The sequence below is a fragment of the Methylopila sp. 73B genome, assembly GCF_000526315.1.
Taxonomy (GTDB): Bacteria; Pseudomonadota; Alphaproteobacteria; order Rhizobiales; family Methylopilaceae; genus Methylopila.
Genome location: NZ_JAFV01000001.1, coordinates 3,508,506 through 3,523,178, shown reverse-complemented (window position 1 = coordinate 3,523,178; position 14,673 = coordinate 3,508,506). Strand labels below are relative to the sequence as shown.

Genomic DNA, 14,673 nt, shown 5'->3' with positions numbered 1-14,673 from the left:
GATCGTCATCCGGATGAGAATTCCAGCTCGTCATACGATCCCGGCTCGGCCTTATGGCCGTCCGGGATGACGCTTGCTCGTCAGAACGCCTCCGCCGGCAGCGCCATCACCGTGTCGGCGCCGGCCGAGATCGCGGCCAAGCGGGCGCCGGTTTCCGGCAGGCAGCGCTCCATGAAGAAGCGGCCGGTCGTCAGCTTCACGTCCATCGCCGCGGCGTCGACGGCGCCGCTTGCCTTCCTGTCGAGCGCGGCGCGGGCGATCTTCGCCCACATGTAGCCGAGCGCGGTCAGGCCCATCAGGTGCATGAAGTCGGTCGCGCCGGCGCCCGCGTTGTCCGGCTTCGCCATGGCGTTGGCCATGAACCACATGGTCGCGGACTGCAGGTCGCCACGCGCCTTCTTCAGCGGATCGAGGAAGGGCTTCATGCCGTCGTCGTCGTCGGCGGCGTTGGCGGCAAGGAAGCCGTCGATCTCCTTGAACAGCGCCATGATGGCGCGGCCGCCGTCGCGGCCGAGCTTGCGGCCGACGAGGTCCATGGCCTGCACGCCGTTCGCGCCCTCGTAGATCATGGCGATCCGGGCGTCGCGGACGAACTGCTCCATGCCCCATTCGGCGACGTAGCCATGCCCGCCGAACATCTGCTGCGCCTTCACCGCGTTGTCGAAGCCGACGTCGGTGATCACGCCCTTGATGACGGGGGTGAGCAGGCCCATCAGGTCGTCGCCGGTCTGTTTGTCCTTCGGGTCGTCGCTGGCGTGGCCGACGTCGCCCTTGAGCGAGGTCCACAGGATCAGGGCGCGGGCGGCCTCGTTGAAGGCCTTGATCGACAGCAGGGTGCGGCGGACGTCGGGGTGGACGATGATGGGGTCGGCGGGCTTCGTCGCGTCCTGAGGCCCGGTGAGCGCGCGACCCTGCCGGCGATCCTTCGCGTAGGCCGCGGCGTTCTGGTAGGCGACCTCGGACTGGGCGAGGCCCTGGATTCCGACGCCAAGCCGCGCCTCGTTCATCATGGTGAACATGGCCGGCAGCCCGCGGTGCTCGACGCCCACCAGCCAGCCGATCGCGCCGTCGTAGTTCATCACGCAGGTGGCGTTGCCGTGGATGCCCATCTTGTGCTCGAGCGACCCGCAGGAAACGGGGTTGCGCGCGCCGAGCGAGCCGTCGGGGTTGACGAGCAGCTTCGGCACGACGAACAGCGAGATGCCCTTTGTGCCCTCGGGCGCGCCCTCAATGCGCGCCAGCACCAGGTGGACGATGTTCTCGGTCAGGTCGTGCTCGCCCGCCGAGATGAAGATCTTGGTTCCGGTGATGCGGTAGGAGCCGTCGCCGTTCGGGACCGCCTTGGTCTTGATCAGCCCGAGGTCGGTGCCGCAGTGCGGCTCCGTCAGGTTCATGGTGCCGGTCCATTCCCCGGCGATCATCTTCGGCAGGTAGGTGCGCTTCAGCGCGTCCGCGCCGTGCAGCGTCAGCGCCGCGATCGCGCCCTGGGTCAGCCCCGGATACATCGCGAGCGCCATGTTAGCGGCGGAGACGTATTCGTTGACGATGGCGGCGAGCGTGTGCGGCAGGCCCTGGCCGCCGTACTCGGGATCGGCCGAGAGCCCGATCCATCCGCCCTCGGCGAAGGCGTCGTAGGCGGCCTTGAAGCCGTTCGGGGTGGCGACCGAGCTGTCGTCGGCGCGCACGCAGCCCTGGAGGTCGCCGGTCCGGTTCACCGGCTGGAACGCGTCCTCCGCGAGCTTCGCCGTCTCCCGCAGCACCGCTTCGACAACGTCGCGCGAGGCGTCCGCGAAGCCGGGCAGGTTGGCGTGCCGTTCGAAGCCCAGCACGTCGTAGAGCAGGAAGAGCGTGTCCTCGACGGGCGCCTTGTAGCTCGGCATAGCGTCTCTCGGTCCGAGATGTGTGTATGCACTATAGCGACAGTGCGCCGCAGCTGGCCAGCCCCCTCCAAGCAGGGAAACACCGACGCGCACCGCAGTCTCGGCTGCGGCCGGCGGGTCGTCAAAGCCTACGACGCCGCCACATCCCAGAGCTACCGTTCCGGGGCGAGATGGGCGAGCGCGCGCTCGAGATCGGCCGGCATGAACGGCTTCTGCAACGTCCGCGCGTTGGGGTAGCGGTCGATCACGCCGGCTTCGCCGTAGCCGGTCGAAAACACGAATTTGACGCCGCGTTCGGTGAGGGCGTCGGCGATGGGAAAGCTCTTCTCGCCACCGAGGTTGACGTCGAGCAGCGCGCCGTCGATGTCCTGACCCTCCAGCGCCTTCATCGCCTGCGCGACGCTGCCGGCCGGGCCGACGACCGTCGCGCCGCAATCAAGCAGCATGTCTTCGATCAGCATGGAGATCATGGCCTCGTCTTCGACGACGAGAATGCGGAGGCCGGAAAGGGACTGGTCTGTCATCGATCGACGCAAGCTCGGGGCGACGGCGCGACAATCATGGGGCCATCACCTTTTGTGACAAGGGAATGCGAAAGGCGCACGTAACGCCGCCCGGAGCAAAGGAAAGCGTCACGGCGCCGCCAAGTTCCTGCGTGGCGCCGCGCTCGATCAGGCGGCGGCCGAATCCGCGGCGCTGCGGGGGCGCGACGGCCGGGCCGCCGGACTCGCGCCAGACCAGGTCGATCGCGGACTGTTTGACGCTCCAGGACACGTTCACGCGGCCTTCTTCGTTCGACAGCGCGCCGAACTTGGCGGCGTTGGTCGCGAGTTCGTGCAGGGCCATGTTCAGCGTCACGGCGGCGGTGGGCGCGAGCAGGATCGTCGGTCCCTGCGAGCGCACGCGGCCCTCGCGTCCGAGGGCGTAGGGCGCGAGCGTGTCCACCACGAGCTCGCCCAGGGACGCCGCCGTCCAGGTCTCGCGCATCAGCAGATCGTGCGCCCGGGCGAGCGCTGCCAGCCGCGCGTCGAGCGCGGTCTCGAACTCCTGCGGCGTGACCGCGTTCATCCGGCTGTGCCGCACCAGCGACTGCACCGTGACGATGTTGTTGCGGACGCGATGGTTCAGCTCCGCGACGAGAAGGCCGCGGAGCCGCTCGGCCTCGCGGCGTTCGCTGACGTCGATCGTGACAATGAAAAACTCGCCGGGCGCGCCGCCCTCGCCCATGAGGCGCGTGACCGTCGAGACCGCCCACACCTCCGAGCCGTCCGGCCGCAGATAGCGCTTCTCGATCCCGAAGGACTCGCCGTCGCGCGCGTTCTGCGCCAGCAGCCGGCGCCACTTCTCCCGATCGAGCGGATGCAGCAGTTGCTCGATCGGGAGGCCCTGCACCTCGTCGCCGCGGCCGAGAAGACGGCGCATGCTCTCGTTCACGCGCATCACGCGGCCTTCGAGATCGATCTCGGTGAAACCGACCGCGGTCTGGCTGAACAGCGTCGCGAAACGGCGTTCGCTCTGCTCCATCCGGTGCGTCGCGAGCGCCCGTTCGTAGGCGAGCGACATCCGGTCCACGGCGTCTCGCAGCGTCGCAATCTCGCGGCTGCGCCAGCGGCGCGGGCGATCCGCGTGCACGAAGACAAGCGCGAAGGCCCGGCCTTCGCGCGCGATGGGAACCACGAGGTTGGCCGCGACGCCGATGCTGCGGAAGCGCTCGCGCTCCTCGTCCGAAAGGTCGGGATCGGCGCCGAGGTCGTCGCGGATGATCACCTTGCCGGCCGCGGTCGCGACGGCCATGGCGCCGCCGTAGTCCCTCAGGTCATGGCTGCCCGCCAGAACGCTGACGACGCCGTCGTCCCGGCGCCATTCGGCGCGGACGGTGCAGACCCTCCCGTCCTCGATCTCGCAGTAGCCGCAGCGCGCCGCGTTGAAGTAGCCGCCGAGGGCGGCAACTGTCGTATCCAGCACGTCCGTCGGCGGACGGCCCCCCTCCGTCGCGGAGCGAAGCCGGTCGCTGATCTGAATCAAGAAGTCCTGCGCGCGCGCATGAAGCACACGGTCGGTCGTCTCGTGCCCCTGATTGAACACGCCCCAGACCCGGCCGTCGTCGCCGAGGATCGGGGTGAAGCTGTAGTTCCAATGGGTGTCTTCGACCACGCCCTGGCGGCGCATCCGCAGCATCTGGTCGTAGGCGACGAACCCCTTGCTGGCGTCCACCACGTCCTGGAGCTGCTGGCCGACCACGCCCCAGATGTCGCTCCAGACTTCGGCGCCGGGTCGACCCAACGCCCAGGGGTGCCGCTCGGCCGGGATGGGCGACCAGGCGTCGTTGTAGATCAGCCTGAGATCGTCCCCCCAGTAGATCGCCGCCGGAAAACTGGATTGCAGACAGATGCCGACCGCCACCTTGAGCGACGTCGGCCAGGAATGGATGGGTCCGAGCGGGGTCGAGGACCAATCGTGCGCCTCGATGCGTCCCGCCATCTCGCCGCCGCCGCTGAGCACTTCCAATCTCCTCCCCCATTGCGCGATCGCCGGCGGCCGGTCGGCGATCCATTCGCTCAATCGGTTATAAGCAAGCGATCAGCCTTCGACAGGGGACGCGCCTGACAAGCCTCGCGAATCTTGCGTTCGCCCGGCCTTGGCCTCATTCGTGCGAGATGGAACCGGCTGTTCGGCAACCTGCAGAGGCGGCGCCCTCCCCATGATTCGCACGTCTTCCGGCCTCCGGCCCGCCGCGCGGCTCCTGGCGGCCCTCGCCCTCCTGCTCGGGCTCGCGGCCGGCGCCCTGGCGCAGGACCAGACCGCGCCCGGCGCCGCGCTCGACCAGGCGCGCGCGCAGCTCGACCAGATCGAAGCGACGCTGAAGCGCGACAATCTGGACGACCGCACGCTGAGCGACATGCGCGACCAGATCGAGCCGCTCTCGCTCGCGATCAGTCAGGCGGTCACGGCGCTCGCGCCGCAGCTCACATCGGCCGACGCGCGGTTGGAGCAGATCGGGCCGAAGCCCGCGGACGGCGCGCCCGCGGAAAGCCCCGACGTCGTGAAGGAGCGCGACGCGCAGACGGCCGCGCGGCAGAAGATCGACGAGCAGATCAAGCGCGGACGGCTGCTCCAGGTCGAGGCGAGCCAGGTCTCGGACGAGATCACCCAGCGCCGGCGCGCCCTTCTGGCCCAGCGCCTGTTCGAGCGCAGCCGCTCGCTGCTCGATCCCGGCCTCTACATGGACATGATCGCGCAGGCCCCGCGCGACATCCGCAGCATCCAGCTGTTCGCCTCGGACGTCGTCGGCGTCGTCGGGCGCAGCCTGTCGGCGGCCTCGGTCGCGCTCGCGCTCGCCTCCGCGGCGCTCGCCCTCGTCCTCCTGATCCCAGGACGCCGGCTGATCGCGACCTTGGGGCACCGGCTCGTGGTCGAACAGATGCCGAAGACGCGCATCCGGCGGTCAGCGACCGGCGTGCTGTTCGTGCTGGCCTCGACGCTCGGTCCGGTCCTGGGCGTCCTCGTGCTCTATTGGGGCCTGAAGGGCGCAGGCTGGCTGCCCGCGCGCGCGGAGACGCTGGCGGTCGCTCTGATCTGGGCGGCGGGCTTCCTGGGGCTCGCCTACGGGCTGATGCGCGCGTTCCTGACGCCGGATCGCCCGTCGTGGCGGCTGGTCGATCTGTCGGACGCCGCCGTCGCCGAGATCAAGAACCAGCCGATGTGGTGCGCGCTGATCTTCGTGATCGGCCGGCTGCTCGACCACTTCAACGAGATGATCGTCGCGAGCCTGTCGGCCTCGATCGTCGTGAACGGCGTCTTCGCGGTGCTGAACGGCGGAGCCTTCGCGCTCGCGCTCCGGCGCATCCGCGCGGCCGAAAAGATCGAGGCGGCCAGCGGCGCCGAGAAGGACGAGCGGCTCGGCAGCGTGTTTCTGTCGCTTCTCAGGATCGTGGCCTGGGTCGCCGTCGCCGTGATCCTCGCCGCCGCGGCGACCGGCTACGTCTCGCTCGCCCAGTTCCTGGCGAACCAAGTGATCTGGAGCGCGACGGTGATGTCGCTGCTCACGCTGCTGCTGATCTTCGTCGACGACCTCTTCACCTCCGGCCTGTCGGCCGAGACCCCGTTCGGCCGCTCGACCAGCGAGGCGGTTGGCATTCGACCGGAGTCGCTGGAGCAGATCGGCGTGCTGCTGTCGGGGCTGGTGCGGGTGATCCTGATCGGCGTCGCGGCGCTGTTCGTGCTCGCGCCCTGGGGGCTCGAGACGACGGACGTGTTCGCCTGGCTGCGGCTCGCGGTGACAGGCTTCCAGGTCGGCGGGATCACGATCTCGCTCTCCGGCATCCTGAGCGCCATCCTGCTGGTCGTGATCGGCTTTGCGCTGACCAAGGCGGTGCAACGCTGGCTCGACCGCGACCTGCTGCCGAAGACCCGGATGGACGCCGGCCTCAAGGCCTCGATCAACACCGGCGTCGGTTACATCGGCGGCCTCGGCGTGATCGTGTTCGCGGTCTCGTACCTCGGCTTCAGCCTCGACCGGCTGGCGATCGTCGCCGGCGCGCTCTCGGTCGGCATCGGCTTCGGCCTGCAGGCGGTGATCTCGAACTTCGTCTCGGGCGTGATCCTGCTAGCGGAGCGTCCCATCAAGGCCGGCGACTGGATCGTGATCGGCTCCGATCAGGGCAACGTCCGCCGCATCTCGGTGCGCTCCACCGAGATCGAGCTGTTCGACCGCTCCACGCTGATCGTGCCGAACTCGGACTTCATCACCAAGAGCGTGAAGAACGTGACGCACGGCGCCCCGATCGGGCGCGTGCAGATCGAGCTGACGATCGCAGCCGACGTCGACCCCGCGGAGGTCAAGCGCGTCCTGCTCGAGGTCGCGAAGAAGCACAGCTCGGTGCTCGCGTTCCCCGAGCCTCAGGTGTTCTTCAACCTGCTCGGCAAGGCCGACAACACTTACGCCCTTTTCGTCAACGTCGCGAGCCCGCGGCAGGCGGCGAGCGTGAAGAGCGACCTGAACTTCGCGCTGGTGAAGGCCTTCAAGGAGCAAGGCGTCGCGATCGGCGGCGCGGCTGGCCCGAGCATGGTCGACGCCGTCGACCGGCTCGGCGAGGCGCTGCGGTCGGGGCTGAGCCCCGTCGCGCGCACGTCTCAGCCCGAGGCGCCCCGCCGCCACGACGCCTCGGACGCGCCGCTCGCGGACGCCCCGCCGGCGGAGCCGCAATCGCCGCCGTCAACCAAGGCTTAAGCCGCGGCGCCGCTCATCCTGTCCCCCCGCATGTCCGGAACGCCGCCCATGGCCCCCACCGTCTCACGCGCCACGGCGCTTGCTCTCATCGCGGCGCTCGCCGGCTGCTCGACGGCGCCCGTCGCCCCTCCGCCGCCTTCGACGCCGAGCGTCTACCAGAGCATGTCGAAGCCGGGCGCCAGCCTCGACCGCCGCGCCGCCGCCGAAATGATCTCGGAGTTCCGCCGCGGGAACGGGCTGCCGCCGGTCGCGCTCGACCCCGCGCTCAACCGTATGGCGCAGGAGCAGGCCGACGCCATGGCGCGCAACGACAAGCTCAGCCACTCCGTCGGCGGCACGCTGAAGGAGCGCATCGCGCGTTCCGGCTACCGCAACGCGCTTGTGGTGGAGAACATCGGCGCGGGGCACGACACGCTGGCCGACGCCTTCACCGGCTGGCGGCACTCCCCGCCGCACATGAAGAACATGCTGGCCCCGAAGGTCACACGGATCGGCATCGCCTCCGCCCGCGCCCCGTCGAGCCGCTTCGAGGTGTTCTGGGCCATGGTCCTGGCCGACCCGAACGACCCGCGCCCGCTGCCCGGCGCCATGGCCGCCGCCCGCCCCGTCCCGGCGCGTTCGGGCGATTCGCTGACGATCAACGGGGTTTCGATCGCTCGCTGAGAAACTTGGCGCGTGCTTCGAGACGCCCGTCACCCCTTCCCCGGAAATTCCCCCTCGGGCACGCCGAGCGCGTCGGCAAGGCGCGCGCGGGCGGAGCCGGGCTTGAGCGGCTTCTGCTGCTCCGGATGCGGCGCCCAGCCGGACAGCCAGGCGATGTCGAACGTCGCGCGCACCCGGCCGTCGGCGTCGGCGAAGCGTTCGGCGTAGATCGTGAGCGCGCGGGCGAGCGTCGCCCGCCGCAGCGGCCCGCGCCGCCGCTCCAGCAGCACGTTGGTCGCGCCCCAGGCGCGCAGGTCCGCCATCAGCGCAAGCGCATGCGGGTAGCGCACCGTCACGCGGTCGACGTCCGCGACCGGCAGCGCGAAACCCGCCCGCTGCAGCAGCGCGCCCAGCGCCCTCACGTCGGCGAAGGGCAGCACCCGCGGACTGAGCCCGCCCTCGACCTCGCCCTCGGCCGCCGCGAAGGCCTGCCGCAGCTCCGTCAGCGTCTCGCCGCCGAACAGGGCCGCGAGGAACAGCCCATCCGGCCGCAGCATGCGCCGCACTTGGGCCAGCGCCCCCGGAAGGTCGTCGACCAACTGCAGCGCCAGCGACGAGACCACGAGATCGAAGCTCTCGGGCGCGAACGGCGAGGCCGCCGGATCGCAGACAAGGTCCGCCCCGGCATCGGCCCGCGCCGCCGCCCGGACGACGCGCCCGGCGCCCGGCCGCGCGCGCAGCACGGCGGCGGCCTCCGCGCCGGCCGAGACGAGGTCGAGCGCGTGGGCGAACGGCCGGAGCGTCGCGGCCAGCCGGTCCGCGAGATCCTCGGCCACGCGCCGCCGCAGGAAGTTGGGCCCGCCGCCCGCTGTCGCCGCGCGCGCAAGCCGCAGCCCGAGCGCCCGGCGGTCGATGAGGAGGGGAACGGCGGTCATGGGCGAGAGATAAGCCGCTGCGCCGTTCAGGTCATCCCCCGTGGGAGAGCCCCGCCACCCGGCTCTTGCGGGCCGACCTCTTTCCACCGGAGGCGCCCCACGGCGTCATCCGCGATGAATGGCGCGATCGGCGGGAGGGAGGCGCAAGCCTTCACCTCTCCCCGGCGGGGAGAGGTCGCCGCGCAGCGGCGGGTGAGGGGGCTCTAACGGCCTGTCAACTGCGCATGGATCGCCTCGCACACGCCGTCGAGGTTTTCAAACACGTCGACGTTCCCAACCCGCATGACAAGGAAGCCCAGGCGCTCAAGGTGAGCGGTCCGCCGCTCGTCGCGCGCGATCTCGTCCAAGGTCCCATGGGTCGCGCCGTCGACCTCGACCACGAGCTGTCCCGCAAGGGTGACGAAGTCGACGACGTAACGGTCGATCGGATGCTGCCGACGGAACTTCCAAGCCGCGAGGCGGCGGCCGCGCAGCGCCTGCCACAGGCGGGCCTCTGCCCTCGTCTCGTTTTCGCGCAGGGCTTTTGCACGCGTCCCGAAGCGGTTCATCCCCCTCACCCGGATGACTGCGTCATCCGACCTCTCCCCACCGGGGAGAGGTCCAGACCCGCGCTTCTATTCAACGGGGGATCATTTTGGCGCGAAGTCGTCGTTCCGTCACCCAATCTCCTCGCACGCTCAGTCGCGGCGAGGTAGCGGATGAGTCTTACGCCCCCTCAATCCGGCCGCCGTTCCCCCGCCTGCAGCCGCGCCTCGGCCTCGGCCATGTAGTCGCGCGTCATCGGCGTGGCGGCGACGTCCTTGGTGAGCTGGATCTGGAAGACCATGTGCTTGCCGTGGCGGAACGAGAACTCCGCGGTGATGAGGTAGAACTCCCACATCCGGCAGAACCGCTCGCCGAGCAGCGCCGCGGCCTGGGCGCGGTTCTCCTGGAACCGGCGCTCCCAATGCACGAGGGTCTCGGCGTAGTGCATCCGCCAGATCTCGATGTCGGTCGCCCAGAGCTTCGCGCCCTCGATCGCGGTCAGGGTCTCCGAGAGCGCGGGCGAGTAGCCGCCGGGGAAGATGTACTTCTTCACCCAAGCCCCGGTGACCCCCGGGCCGCCCTTGCGCCCGATCGAATGCAGCAGCGCCACGCCGTCCGGCTTCAGCAGCTTCGAGACCTTGGCGAAGAACGCCGGGAAGTTCTTGACGCCCACGTGCTCGAACATGCCGACGGAGACGATGCGGTCGAACGGGCCCTCCACGTCGCGGTAGTCCATCAGCTCGAACCGCACCCGGTCGGAGAGGCCGCGCGCCGCGGCGCGTTCGATCGCGAGCGCCCGCTGCTCCTTCGACAGCGTGACGCCGACCACCTCGACCCCGCAGTTCTCGGCGAGATAGATCGCCATCGAGCCCCAGCCGGAGCCGATGTCGAGCACGCGCTGGCCGGGCTTGAGGTCGAGCTTCGCCGCGATGTGGCGGAGCTTGGCGACCTGCGCCTCCTCCAGCGTGTCGTCGGGCGACCGGAAATAGCCGCAGGAGTAGTTCAGCCCCTCGTCGAGGAAGAGCCGGTACATCTCGTTCGAGAGGTCGTAGTGCGCCTCGACGTTCTTCTTCGACAGCGCCGTCGTGTTCGAGCGCGCCCAGCGCTTCAGCGTCTTCAGGCCGCGGCGCAACGCCTTCTGGATCGGCTGGGCGCGCAGGTTCGTGCGGTTCAGCGCATAGATCGTCAGGAAGTCGCGCAGCGTCCCCTGCTCGATGGTGAGCCGGCCGTCCATGTAAGCCTCGCCCGCCTTCAGCTCCGGATTGAGCAGCAGGTCGCGCGCGACCTTGGCGTCGTGGAACTTGAGCGTGACCGCGGGGCCGGGTTCGCCCGAATGGCTGTGGCGGACGCCCTTATGGTCGATGATCGTGAGCGAGCCGCGGCCGACGAAACGGCGTAGCATGGCTTGGAACAGATCCATCGGCGGCTCCGGACGTGAAGGGCTGGGCGCTTGATTAGAACAGGGAGCGCGATCCCGCACCGTCTTTGTGCATGCGCAAGCCGCGCTTCGAACCGGCGCGCCTGCGCGACAGTCGTGCGAGGCTCAGCCCTCGGATGCCGAAACGCGCCGTTGTCGTCCCCCTCTCCCCTTGCGGGAGAGGGTAGGGGTGAGGGGTCGTCCGGGACGCCCTCTTCGATGGCCAGAATGTCCCGAACGACCCCTCATCCGGCGCTCCACGCCACCTTCTCCCGCAAGGGGAGACGGGACGGCGGCCGCCGCGCTTCCGGAGCGGGCGCATGAGCGCCGTAGACGAGGCCGCGCCTCCCCTCCTCGCCCGCGTCCGCGCGCCCCTTGCCCGGCTCGGCCGGCGCGCGCTCGATCTTGCGCTGCCGCCCCAGTGCCTCGCCTGCGCGACGCCGGTCGCGGACATGGGCGGGCTCTGCGTCGCCTGCTGGAGCGGGCTGAAAGCGATCGAGCGGCCGTTCTGCGAGCGGCTGGGGACGCCGTTCCCCGCCGACTTCGGTCCCGGCCTCGTGTCGCCCAAGGCGCTCGCGACCCCGCCGGCCTGGGACCGGGCGCGCGCGGTGGCGCGGTTCGACGGCACGGCCCGCACGCTGGTCCACCGCCTGAAGTACGGTGACGGGACCCATCTCGCCGACGCGCTCGGCGGCATGATGGCGCGGGCCGGCCACGAACTGCTGGCGCCCGAGACGCTTCTGCTGCCCGTGCCGCTGCACCGAGGGAGGCTGTGGCGCCGGCGGTTCAACCAGTCGGCGCTTCTCGCCCGGAAGGTCGCGGCGCTCTCCGGCGCGGAGCTTGCGCTCGATCTCCTCGTGCGCGCCAAGGCCACCCGGCCCCAGGTCGGCCTCAGCGGCCGCGAACGGGCCGAAAACCTCGCCGGAGCCTTCCGCCTCGGCGCGGAGGGGAAGGCGCGGATCGCCGGGCGGCCGGTCGTTCTGGTCGACGACGTGATGACGACCGGGGCCACCGTCGACCGCCTCGCCCGGCTCGTGCGGCGCGCGGGCGCAGCCTCCGTGGACGCGCTGGTGTTCGCGCTGGTTGTGAACGACGGCTGACAGCCTATATCGTGGCGCTTTCGCCCTTTCGCTCCTTTGCGTCGAGGTTTCGATGCCCACGGTGACGATCTACTCCCGCGTCGGCTGTCCCTATTGCGACATGGCCAAGAGCCTGCTGCGCCGGAAGGGCGTGGCCTTCGACGAGATCGACGTCGGCCGCGCGCCGGACAGGAGACCCGACATGATCGCGAAATCCGGAGGCCGCACCACGGTGCCGCAGATCTTCATCGACGGACGCCACGTGGGCGGCTGCGACGATCTCTACGCCCTCGACGAAGGCGGCGGTCTCGACCCGCTGCTGGCGGCGTGACGGCGATGGCGGAGGTCTCCAGGAGCTTCGTCGCCGCCTGCGCGCAGATGCGCTCGGGCAAGGACACGACAGCGAACGTCGACGCCGCGGCCAAGCTGATCCGCGAGGCGGCGGAGAGCGGCGCGGCCTACGTCCAGACGCCGGAGATGACCAACATCCTGGTGCGGTCGCGCGACGAACTGTTCGCCGCGATCATGCCGGAGAACGTCTGCCCGGCGCTCGCCGCGTTCCAGGAGCTCGCGCGCGGCCTCGAGGTCTATGTCCATCTCGGCTCGCTCGCGGTGAAGCTCGACGGCCACCGGGCGGCGAACCGCAGCTTCGTGATCGATCCCGAGGGCGAGATCGTCGCTCGCTACGACAAGATCCACATGTTCGACGTGGACCTGCCGAACGGCGAGAGCTGGCGCGAGAGCGCGACCTACCGGCCGGGCGAATCGGCCGTCGGCGTCGATCTGCCCTGGGGGCGGCTCGGCCTCACCGTCTGCTACGACGTCCGCTTCCCCACGCTGCACCGGGCGCTGGCCGAGACCGGCGCCGAGGCGATCGCCTCCCCCGCGGCCTTCACCCGGCAGACCGGCGAGGCGCACTGGCACGTGCTGCTGCGCTCGCGCGCGATCGAGACCGGCTCCTTCGTCATTGCGGCCGCCCAGGGCGGCAAGCACGACGACGGCCGCGAGACCTATGGCCACAGCCTGATCATCGACCCCTGGGGCCGCGTCCTGGCGGAAGCCGACCACGACCGCCCCGGCGTGATCCTGGCGGAGATCGACCTCGCGCAGTCCGCCGAGGCCCGCCGCCGCATCCCGGCGCTCGAGAACGGGCGGCGCTTCGGCGTTCTGCCCCAGGCCTCGGACCCGACCCCGCTGCGCGACGTCGGCACGTGACGCCCGACGCCGGCCCAGCCGTCCAAACCCTCGCTCGCCCATGATCCGCTACCAACTGACCTGCGCCGCGGGCCACGGCTTCGACGGCTGGTTCCGCTCCTCCGCCGATTTCGACGGCCAGGCGGAACGCGGCCTTTTGTCCTGCCCCTCCTGCGGTTCGGCCGAGGTGCGCAAGGCGCTGATGGCGCCGGCGGTGACGACCTCGTCCGAGGTCGCAAGGCCCGCCGTCGAGTCCGCCTCTCCGACCGAGCCGGTCACGCTCGTCTCCGAGAAGGACAAGGCGTTGCGCGCGATGCTTCGGGAGCTCCGCGAGCACGTGACGCGCAACTCCGAAGACGTCGGCGATCGGTTTCCGGAGGTCGCCCGGCAGATCCACGCCGAGGAGATCGAGCCCCACTCGGTCTACGGGAGGGCCACCTTCGAAGAGGCGAAGGCGCTCGCCGAGGAGGGCGTCGCCGTCCATCCGCTGCCGCGGTTTCCCGACGACGGAAACTGACCGCCAGCCATGCGGTTCGGGGCTTGACACAGCCTCCGATCGGCGTATTTCAGCGCGCATCCGCAGCGGCTTACGCCGTTCGCGGCTCCACAGGAATTCGACCCTTTATGCCAAGCGACAGTAGTCGATGGACCGCGCCGTACGCGGCCGTTCGCGAGCGCCTCGCCTGATCGCTTGATCGGGCTCGCCCGCGACCGGCCCGTGCGGCCGGTCGGACGAGGTGAGCCAATGACCTTCCCCAAGCGCGCCCCCGGGCGCATCGCAGCCGAGTTCGAGGCCGCCCCGCGTGAGCGCGGCGGCGATCTCGCCATGATCATCCTGCTCGCGCTGGTGTTCGCGCCGATCGTCGCGATGCACGTGGCCTTCGCGTCGGACCACGGCGCCCCGCAGGCGTCGCCCGCGGCGCAGGCGATGGCGGCCGGCGCGCGCTAGGCCGACCGCTCTTCCAGCGTCGGCGCCGGCTGGCGGCGACGCTCGATGCGCTCCGCGAGGCCGCGGTCGAACAGGTGCACGTCGCGCCGCTTGAGCGCGACCACCAAGGCGCCGCCGGTGAGGAAACCGCCGACGTGCGCCCACCACGCGATCTGGGCGCCTTCGCCCGCGAGCAGGGCGTTGCCGGCCTGGAACACGACCCAGGCGCCGATGATCCAGAAGGCGCGAAGCCGCAGCGGGACACGGTAGAACACCAGCACCCAGACCTTCACCTGCGGGTGCAGCATCACATAGGCCGCGACCACGCCGGCGACGACGCCGGAGCCCCCGACCAGGGGCGCGTCGGCGTTGGACGCGCCGGCGGCGTGGGCGAGGCCCGAGCCGACGCCGCAGAGCACCAGGAACAGAAGGTAGCGGGCGCGGCCGAGGTCGTCCTCGACGTTGTCGCCGAAGACCCACAGGAACATCATGTTTCCAATGAGGTGCAGCCAGCCGCCGTGCAGCACGATCGAGGTCACGAGCGTGGCCCAGGCCGGCACCCGCTCATAGCCCGCCGGCAAGACCGCCTCGCCGAACAGCACGCTGGGGATGAGCCCGAACGAGACCACCGAAGCCTGGCGCGCGTCGATCACGAGGCCGGACTGGAACACGACGAAGATCGCGATCGAGACGCCCATGAAGGCATAGGTCACCCACGGCCGCCCGATGTGGCGGTGGGGAGCGTCGTCCAGGAAGGGGACGAACATGGCGGTCTCGACCCGTCTAGCGCGGCTGCGACCTCCTGCGGGCCGGCGCGCTTCCGCAAATATGGCGGCGTGGGCG

The 14,673-nt window shown here is 70.4% G+C and carries 14 protein-coding genes; 7 read left to right on the top strand and 7 right to left on the bottom strand.

Annotation, left to right across the window (positions count from 1 at the left end):
* Positions 1 to 80: 80 nt before the first annotated feature.
* The 3 genes from K244_RS0116900 to K244_RS22810 form a co-directional block, all read right to left on the bottom strand.
* Positions 81 to 1,880, bottom strand: coding sequence for an acyl-CoA dehydrogenase C-terminal domain-containing protein (locus K244_RS0116900; protein WP_020187471.1), 1,800 nt, complete (start codon positions 1,878 to 1,880; stop codon positions 81 to 83).
* A gap of 152 nt (positions 1,881 to 2,032) precedes the next feature.
* The gene (locus K244_RS0116895) at positions 2,033 to 2,404 is read right to left on the bottom strand and encodes a response regulator (protein WP_020187470.1); all 372 of its coding nucleotides are present in this window, start codon (positions 2,402 to 2,404) and stop codon (positions 2,033 to 2,035) included.
* Between the two features lie 34 nt (positions 2,405 to 2,438).
* Positions 2,439 to 4,382 carry an HWE histidine kinase domain-containing protein gene (locus K244_RS22810; protein ID WP_020187469.1) on the bottom strand — a complete coding sequence of 648 codons (1,944 nt, stop codon included), beginning with the start codon at positions 4,380 to 4,382 and terminating at the stop codon, positions 2,439 to 2,441.
* Between the two features lie 199 nt (positions 4,383 to 4,581).
* Between K244_RS22810 and K244_RS0116885 the strand changes: the two genes are divergently transcribed.
* Both K244_RS0116885 and K244_RS22145 read left to right on the top strand, forming a co-directional pair.
* The gene (locus tag K244_RS0116885) at positions 4,582 to 7,110 is read left to right on the top strand and encodes a DUF3772 domain-containing protein (RefSeq protein ID WP_020187468.1); all 2,529 of its coding nucleotides are present in this window, start codon (positions 4,582 to 4,584) and stop codon (positions 7,108 to 7,110) included.
* Between the two features lie 48 nt (positions 7,111 to 7,158).
* Positions 7,159 to 7,773 carry a CAP domain-containing protein gene (locus tag K244_RS22145; protein ID WP_020187467.1) on the top strand — a complete coding sequence of 205 codons (615 nt, stop codon included), beginning with the start codon at positions 7,159 to 7,161 and terminating at the stop codon, positions 7,771 to 7,773.
* A 29-nt stretch (positions 7,774 to 7,802) separates the two neighbouring features.
* Here K244_RS22145 and K244_RS0116875 read toward each other — a convergent pair whose 3' ends face one another.
* The 3 genes from K244_RS0116875 to K244_RS0116865 form a co-directional block, all read right to left on the bottom strand.
* Positions 7,803 to 8,687, bottom strand: coding sequence for a methyltransferase domain-containing protein (locus K244_RS0116875; RefSeq protein ID WP_020187466.1), 885 nt, complete (start codon positions 8,685 to 8,687; stop codon positions 7,803 to 7,805).
* A gap of 203 nt (positions 8,688 to 8,890) precedes the next feature.
* Positions 8,891 to 9,235 carry a DUF559 domain-containing protein gene (locus tag K244_RS0116870; RefSeq protein ID WP_020187465.1) on the bottom strand — a complete coding sequence of 115 codons (345 nt, stop codon included), beginning with the start codon at positions 9,233 to 9,235 and terminating at the stop codon, positions 8,891 to 8,893.
* A gap of 167 nt (positions 9,236 to 9,402) precedes the next feature.
* Positions 9,403 to 10,632, bottom strand: coding sequence for a cyclopropane-fatty-acyl-phospholipid synthase family protein (locus K244_RS0116865; RefSeq protein ID WP_020187464.1), 1,230 nt, complete (start codon positions 10,630 to 10,632; stop codon positions 9,403 to 9,405).
* Positions 10,633 to 10,949: 317 nt separating this feature from the next.
* On the opposite strand from K244_RS0116865, the gene K244_RS0116860 reads away from it, so the two are divergent.
* The 5 genes from K244_RS0116860 (at position 10,950) to K244_RS0116840 (ending at position 13,851) form a co-directional block, all read left to right on the top strand.
* Positions 10,950 to 11,729, top strand: coding sequence for a ComF family protein (locus K244_RS0116860; protein ID WP_020187463.1), 780 nt, complete (start codon positions 10,950 to 10,952; stop codon positions 11,727 to 11,729).
* A 52-nt stretch (positions 11,730 to 11,781) separates the two neighbouring features.
* Positions 11,782 to 12,039: a glutaredoxin 3 gene (gene grxC, locus K244_RS0116855; RefSeq protein WP_020187462.1), complete on the top strand. Its 258-nt coding sequence runs from the start codon at positions 11,782 to 11,784 to the stop codon at positions 12,037 to 12,039.
* Between the two features lie 5 nt (positions 12,040 to 12,044).
* Complete coding sequence (locus K244_RS0116850) at positions 12,045 to 12,923, top strand: carbon-nitrogen hydrolase family protein (protein ID WP_024816571.1); 879 nt, start codon at positions 12,045 to 12,047, stop codon at positions 12,921 to 12,923.
* A gap of 40 nt (positions 12,924 to 12,963) precedes the next feature.
* Positions 12,964 to 13,419, top strand: coding sequence for a DUF1178 family protein (locus K244_RS0116845; protein WP_020187460.1), 456 nt, complete (start codon positions 12,964 to 12,966; stop codon positions 13,417 to 13,419).
* 228 nt (positions 13,420 to 13,647) lie between these two features.
* Positions 13,648 to 13,851, top strand: a complete 204-nt coding sequence (locus tag K244_RS0116840) for a hypothetical protein (protein ID WP_020187459.1) — start codon at positions 13,648 to 13,650, stop codon at positions 13,849 to 13,851.
* Here K244_RS0116840 and K244_RS0116835 read toward each other — a convergent pair.
* On the bottom strand, positions 13,848 to 14,597 hold the full coding sequence (locus K244_RS0116835; protein ID WP_020187458.1) for a rhomboid family intramembrane serine protease: 750 nt from the start codon (positions 14,595 to 14,597) through the stop codon (positions 13,848 to 13,850). The genes K244_RS0116840 and K244_RS0116835 overlap by 4 nt on opposite strands.
* Between the last annotated feature and the right edge of the window lie 76 nt (positions 14,598 to 14,673).

Excerpts from the sequence above, each read along its gene's own strand:
- K244_RS0116900 (WP_020187471.1), bottom strand. The coding sequence starts at position 1,880 with ATGCCGAGCTACAAGGCGCCCGTCGAGGACACGCTCTTCCTGCTCTAC.
- K244_RS0116895 (WP_020187470.1), bottom strand. The coding sequence starts at position 2,404 with ATGACAGACCAGTCCCTTTCCGGCCTCCGCATTCTCGTCGTCGAAGAC.
- K244_RS0116885 (WP_020187468.1), top strand. The coding sequence starts at position 4,582 with ATGATTCGCACGTCTTCCGGCCTCCGGCCCGCCGCGCGGCTCCTGGCG.
- K244_RS22145 (WP_020187467.1), top strand. The coding sequence starts at position 7,159 with ATGGCCCCCACCGTCTCACGCGCCACGGCGCTTGCTCTCATCGCGGCG.
- K244_RS0116875 (WP_020187466.1), bottom strand. The coding sequence starts at position 8,687 with ATGACCGCCGTTCCCCTCCTCATCGACCGCCGGGCGCTCGGGCTGCGG.
- K244_RS0116870 (WP_020187465.1), bottom strand. The coding sequence starts at position 9,235 with ATGAACCGCTTCGGGACGCGTGCAAAAGCCCTGCGCGAAAACGAGACG.
- K244_RS0116865 (WP_020187464.1), bottom strand. The coding sequence starts at position 10,632 with ATGGATCTGTTCCAAGCCATGCTACGCCGTTTCGTCGGCCGCGGCTCG.
- K244_RS0116860 (WP_020187463.1), top strand. The coding sequence starts at position 10,950 with ATGAGCGCCGTAGACGAGGCCGCGCCTCCCCTCCTCGCCCGCGTCCGC.
- grxC (WP_020187462.1), top strand. The coding sequence starts at position 11,782 with ATGCCCACGGTGACGATCTACTCCCGCGTCGGCTGTCCCTATTGCGAC.
- K244_RS0116850 (WP_024816571.1), top strand. The coding sequence starts at position 12,045 with ATGGCGGAGGTCTCCAGGAGCTTCGTCGCCGCCTGCGCGCAGATGCGC.
- K244_RS0116845 (WP_020187460.1), top strand. The coding sequence starts at position 12,964 with ATGATCCGCTACCAACTGACCTGCGCCGCGGGCCACGGCTTCGACGGC.
- K244_RS0116840 (WP_020187459.1), top strand. The coding sequence starts at position 13,648 with ATGACCTTCCCCAAGCGCGCCCCCGGGCGCATCGCAGCCGAGTTCGAG.
- K244_RS0116835 (WP_020187458.1), bottom strand. The coding sequence starts at position 14,597 with ATGTTCGTCCCCTTCCTGGACGACGCTCCCCACCGCCACATCGGGCGG.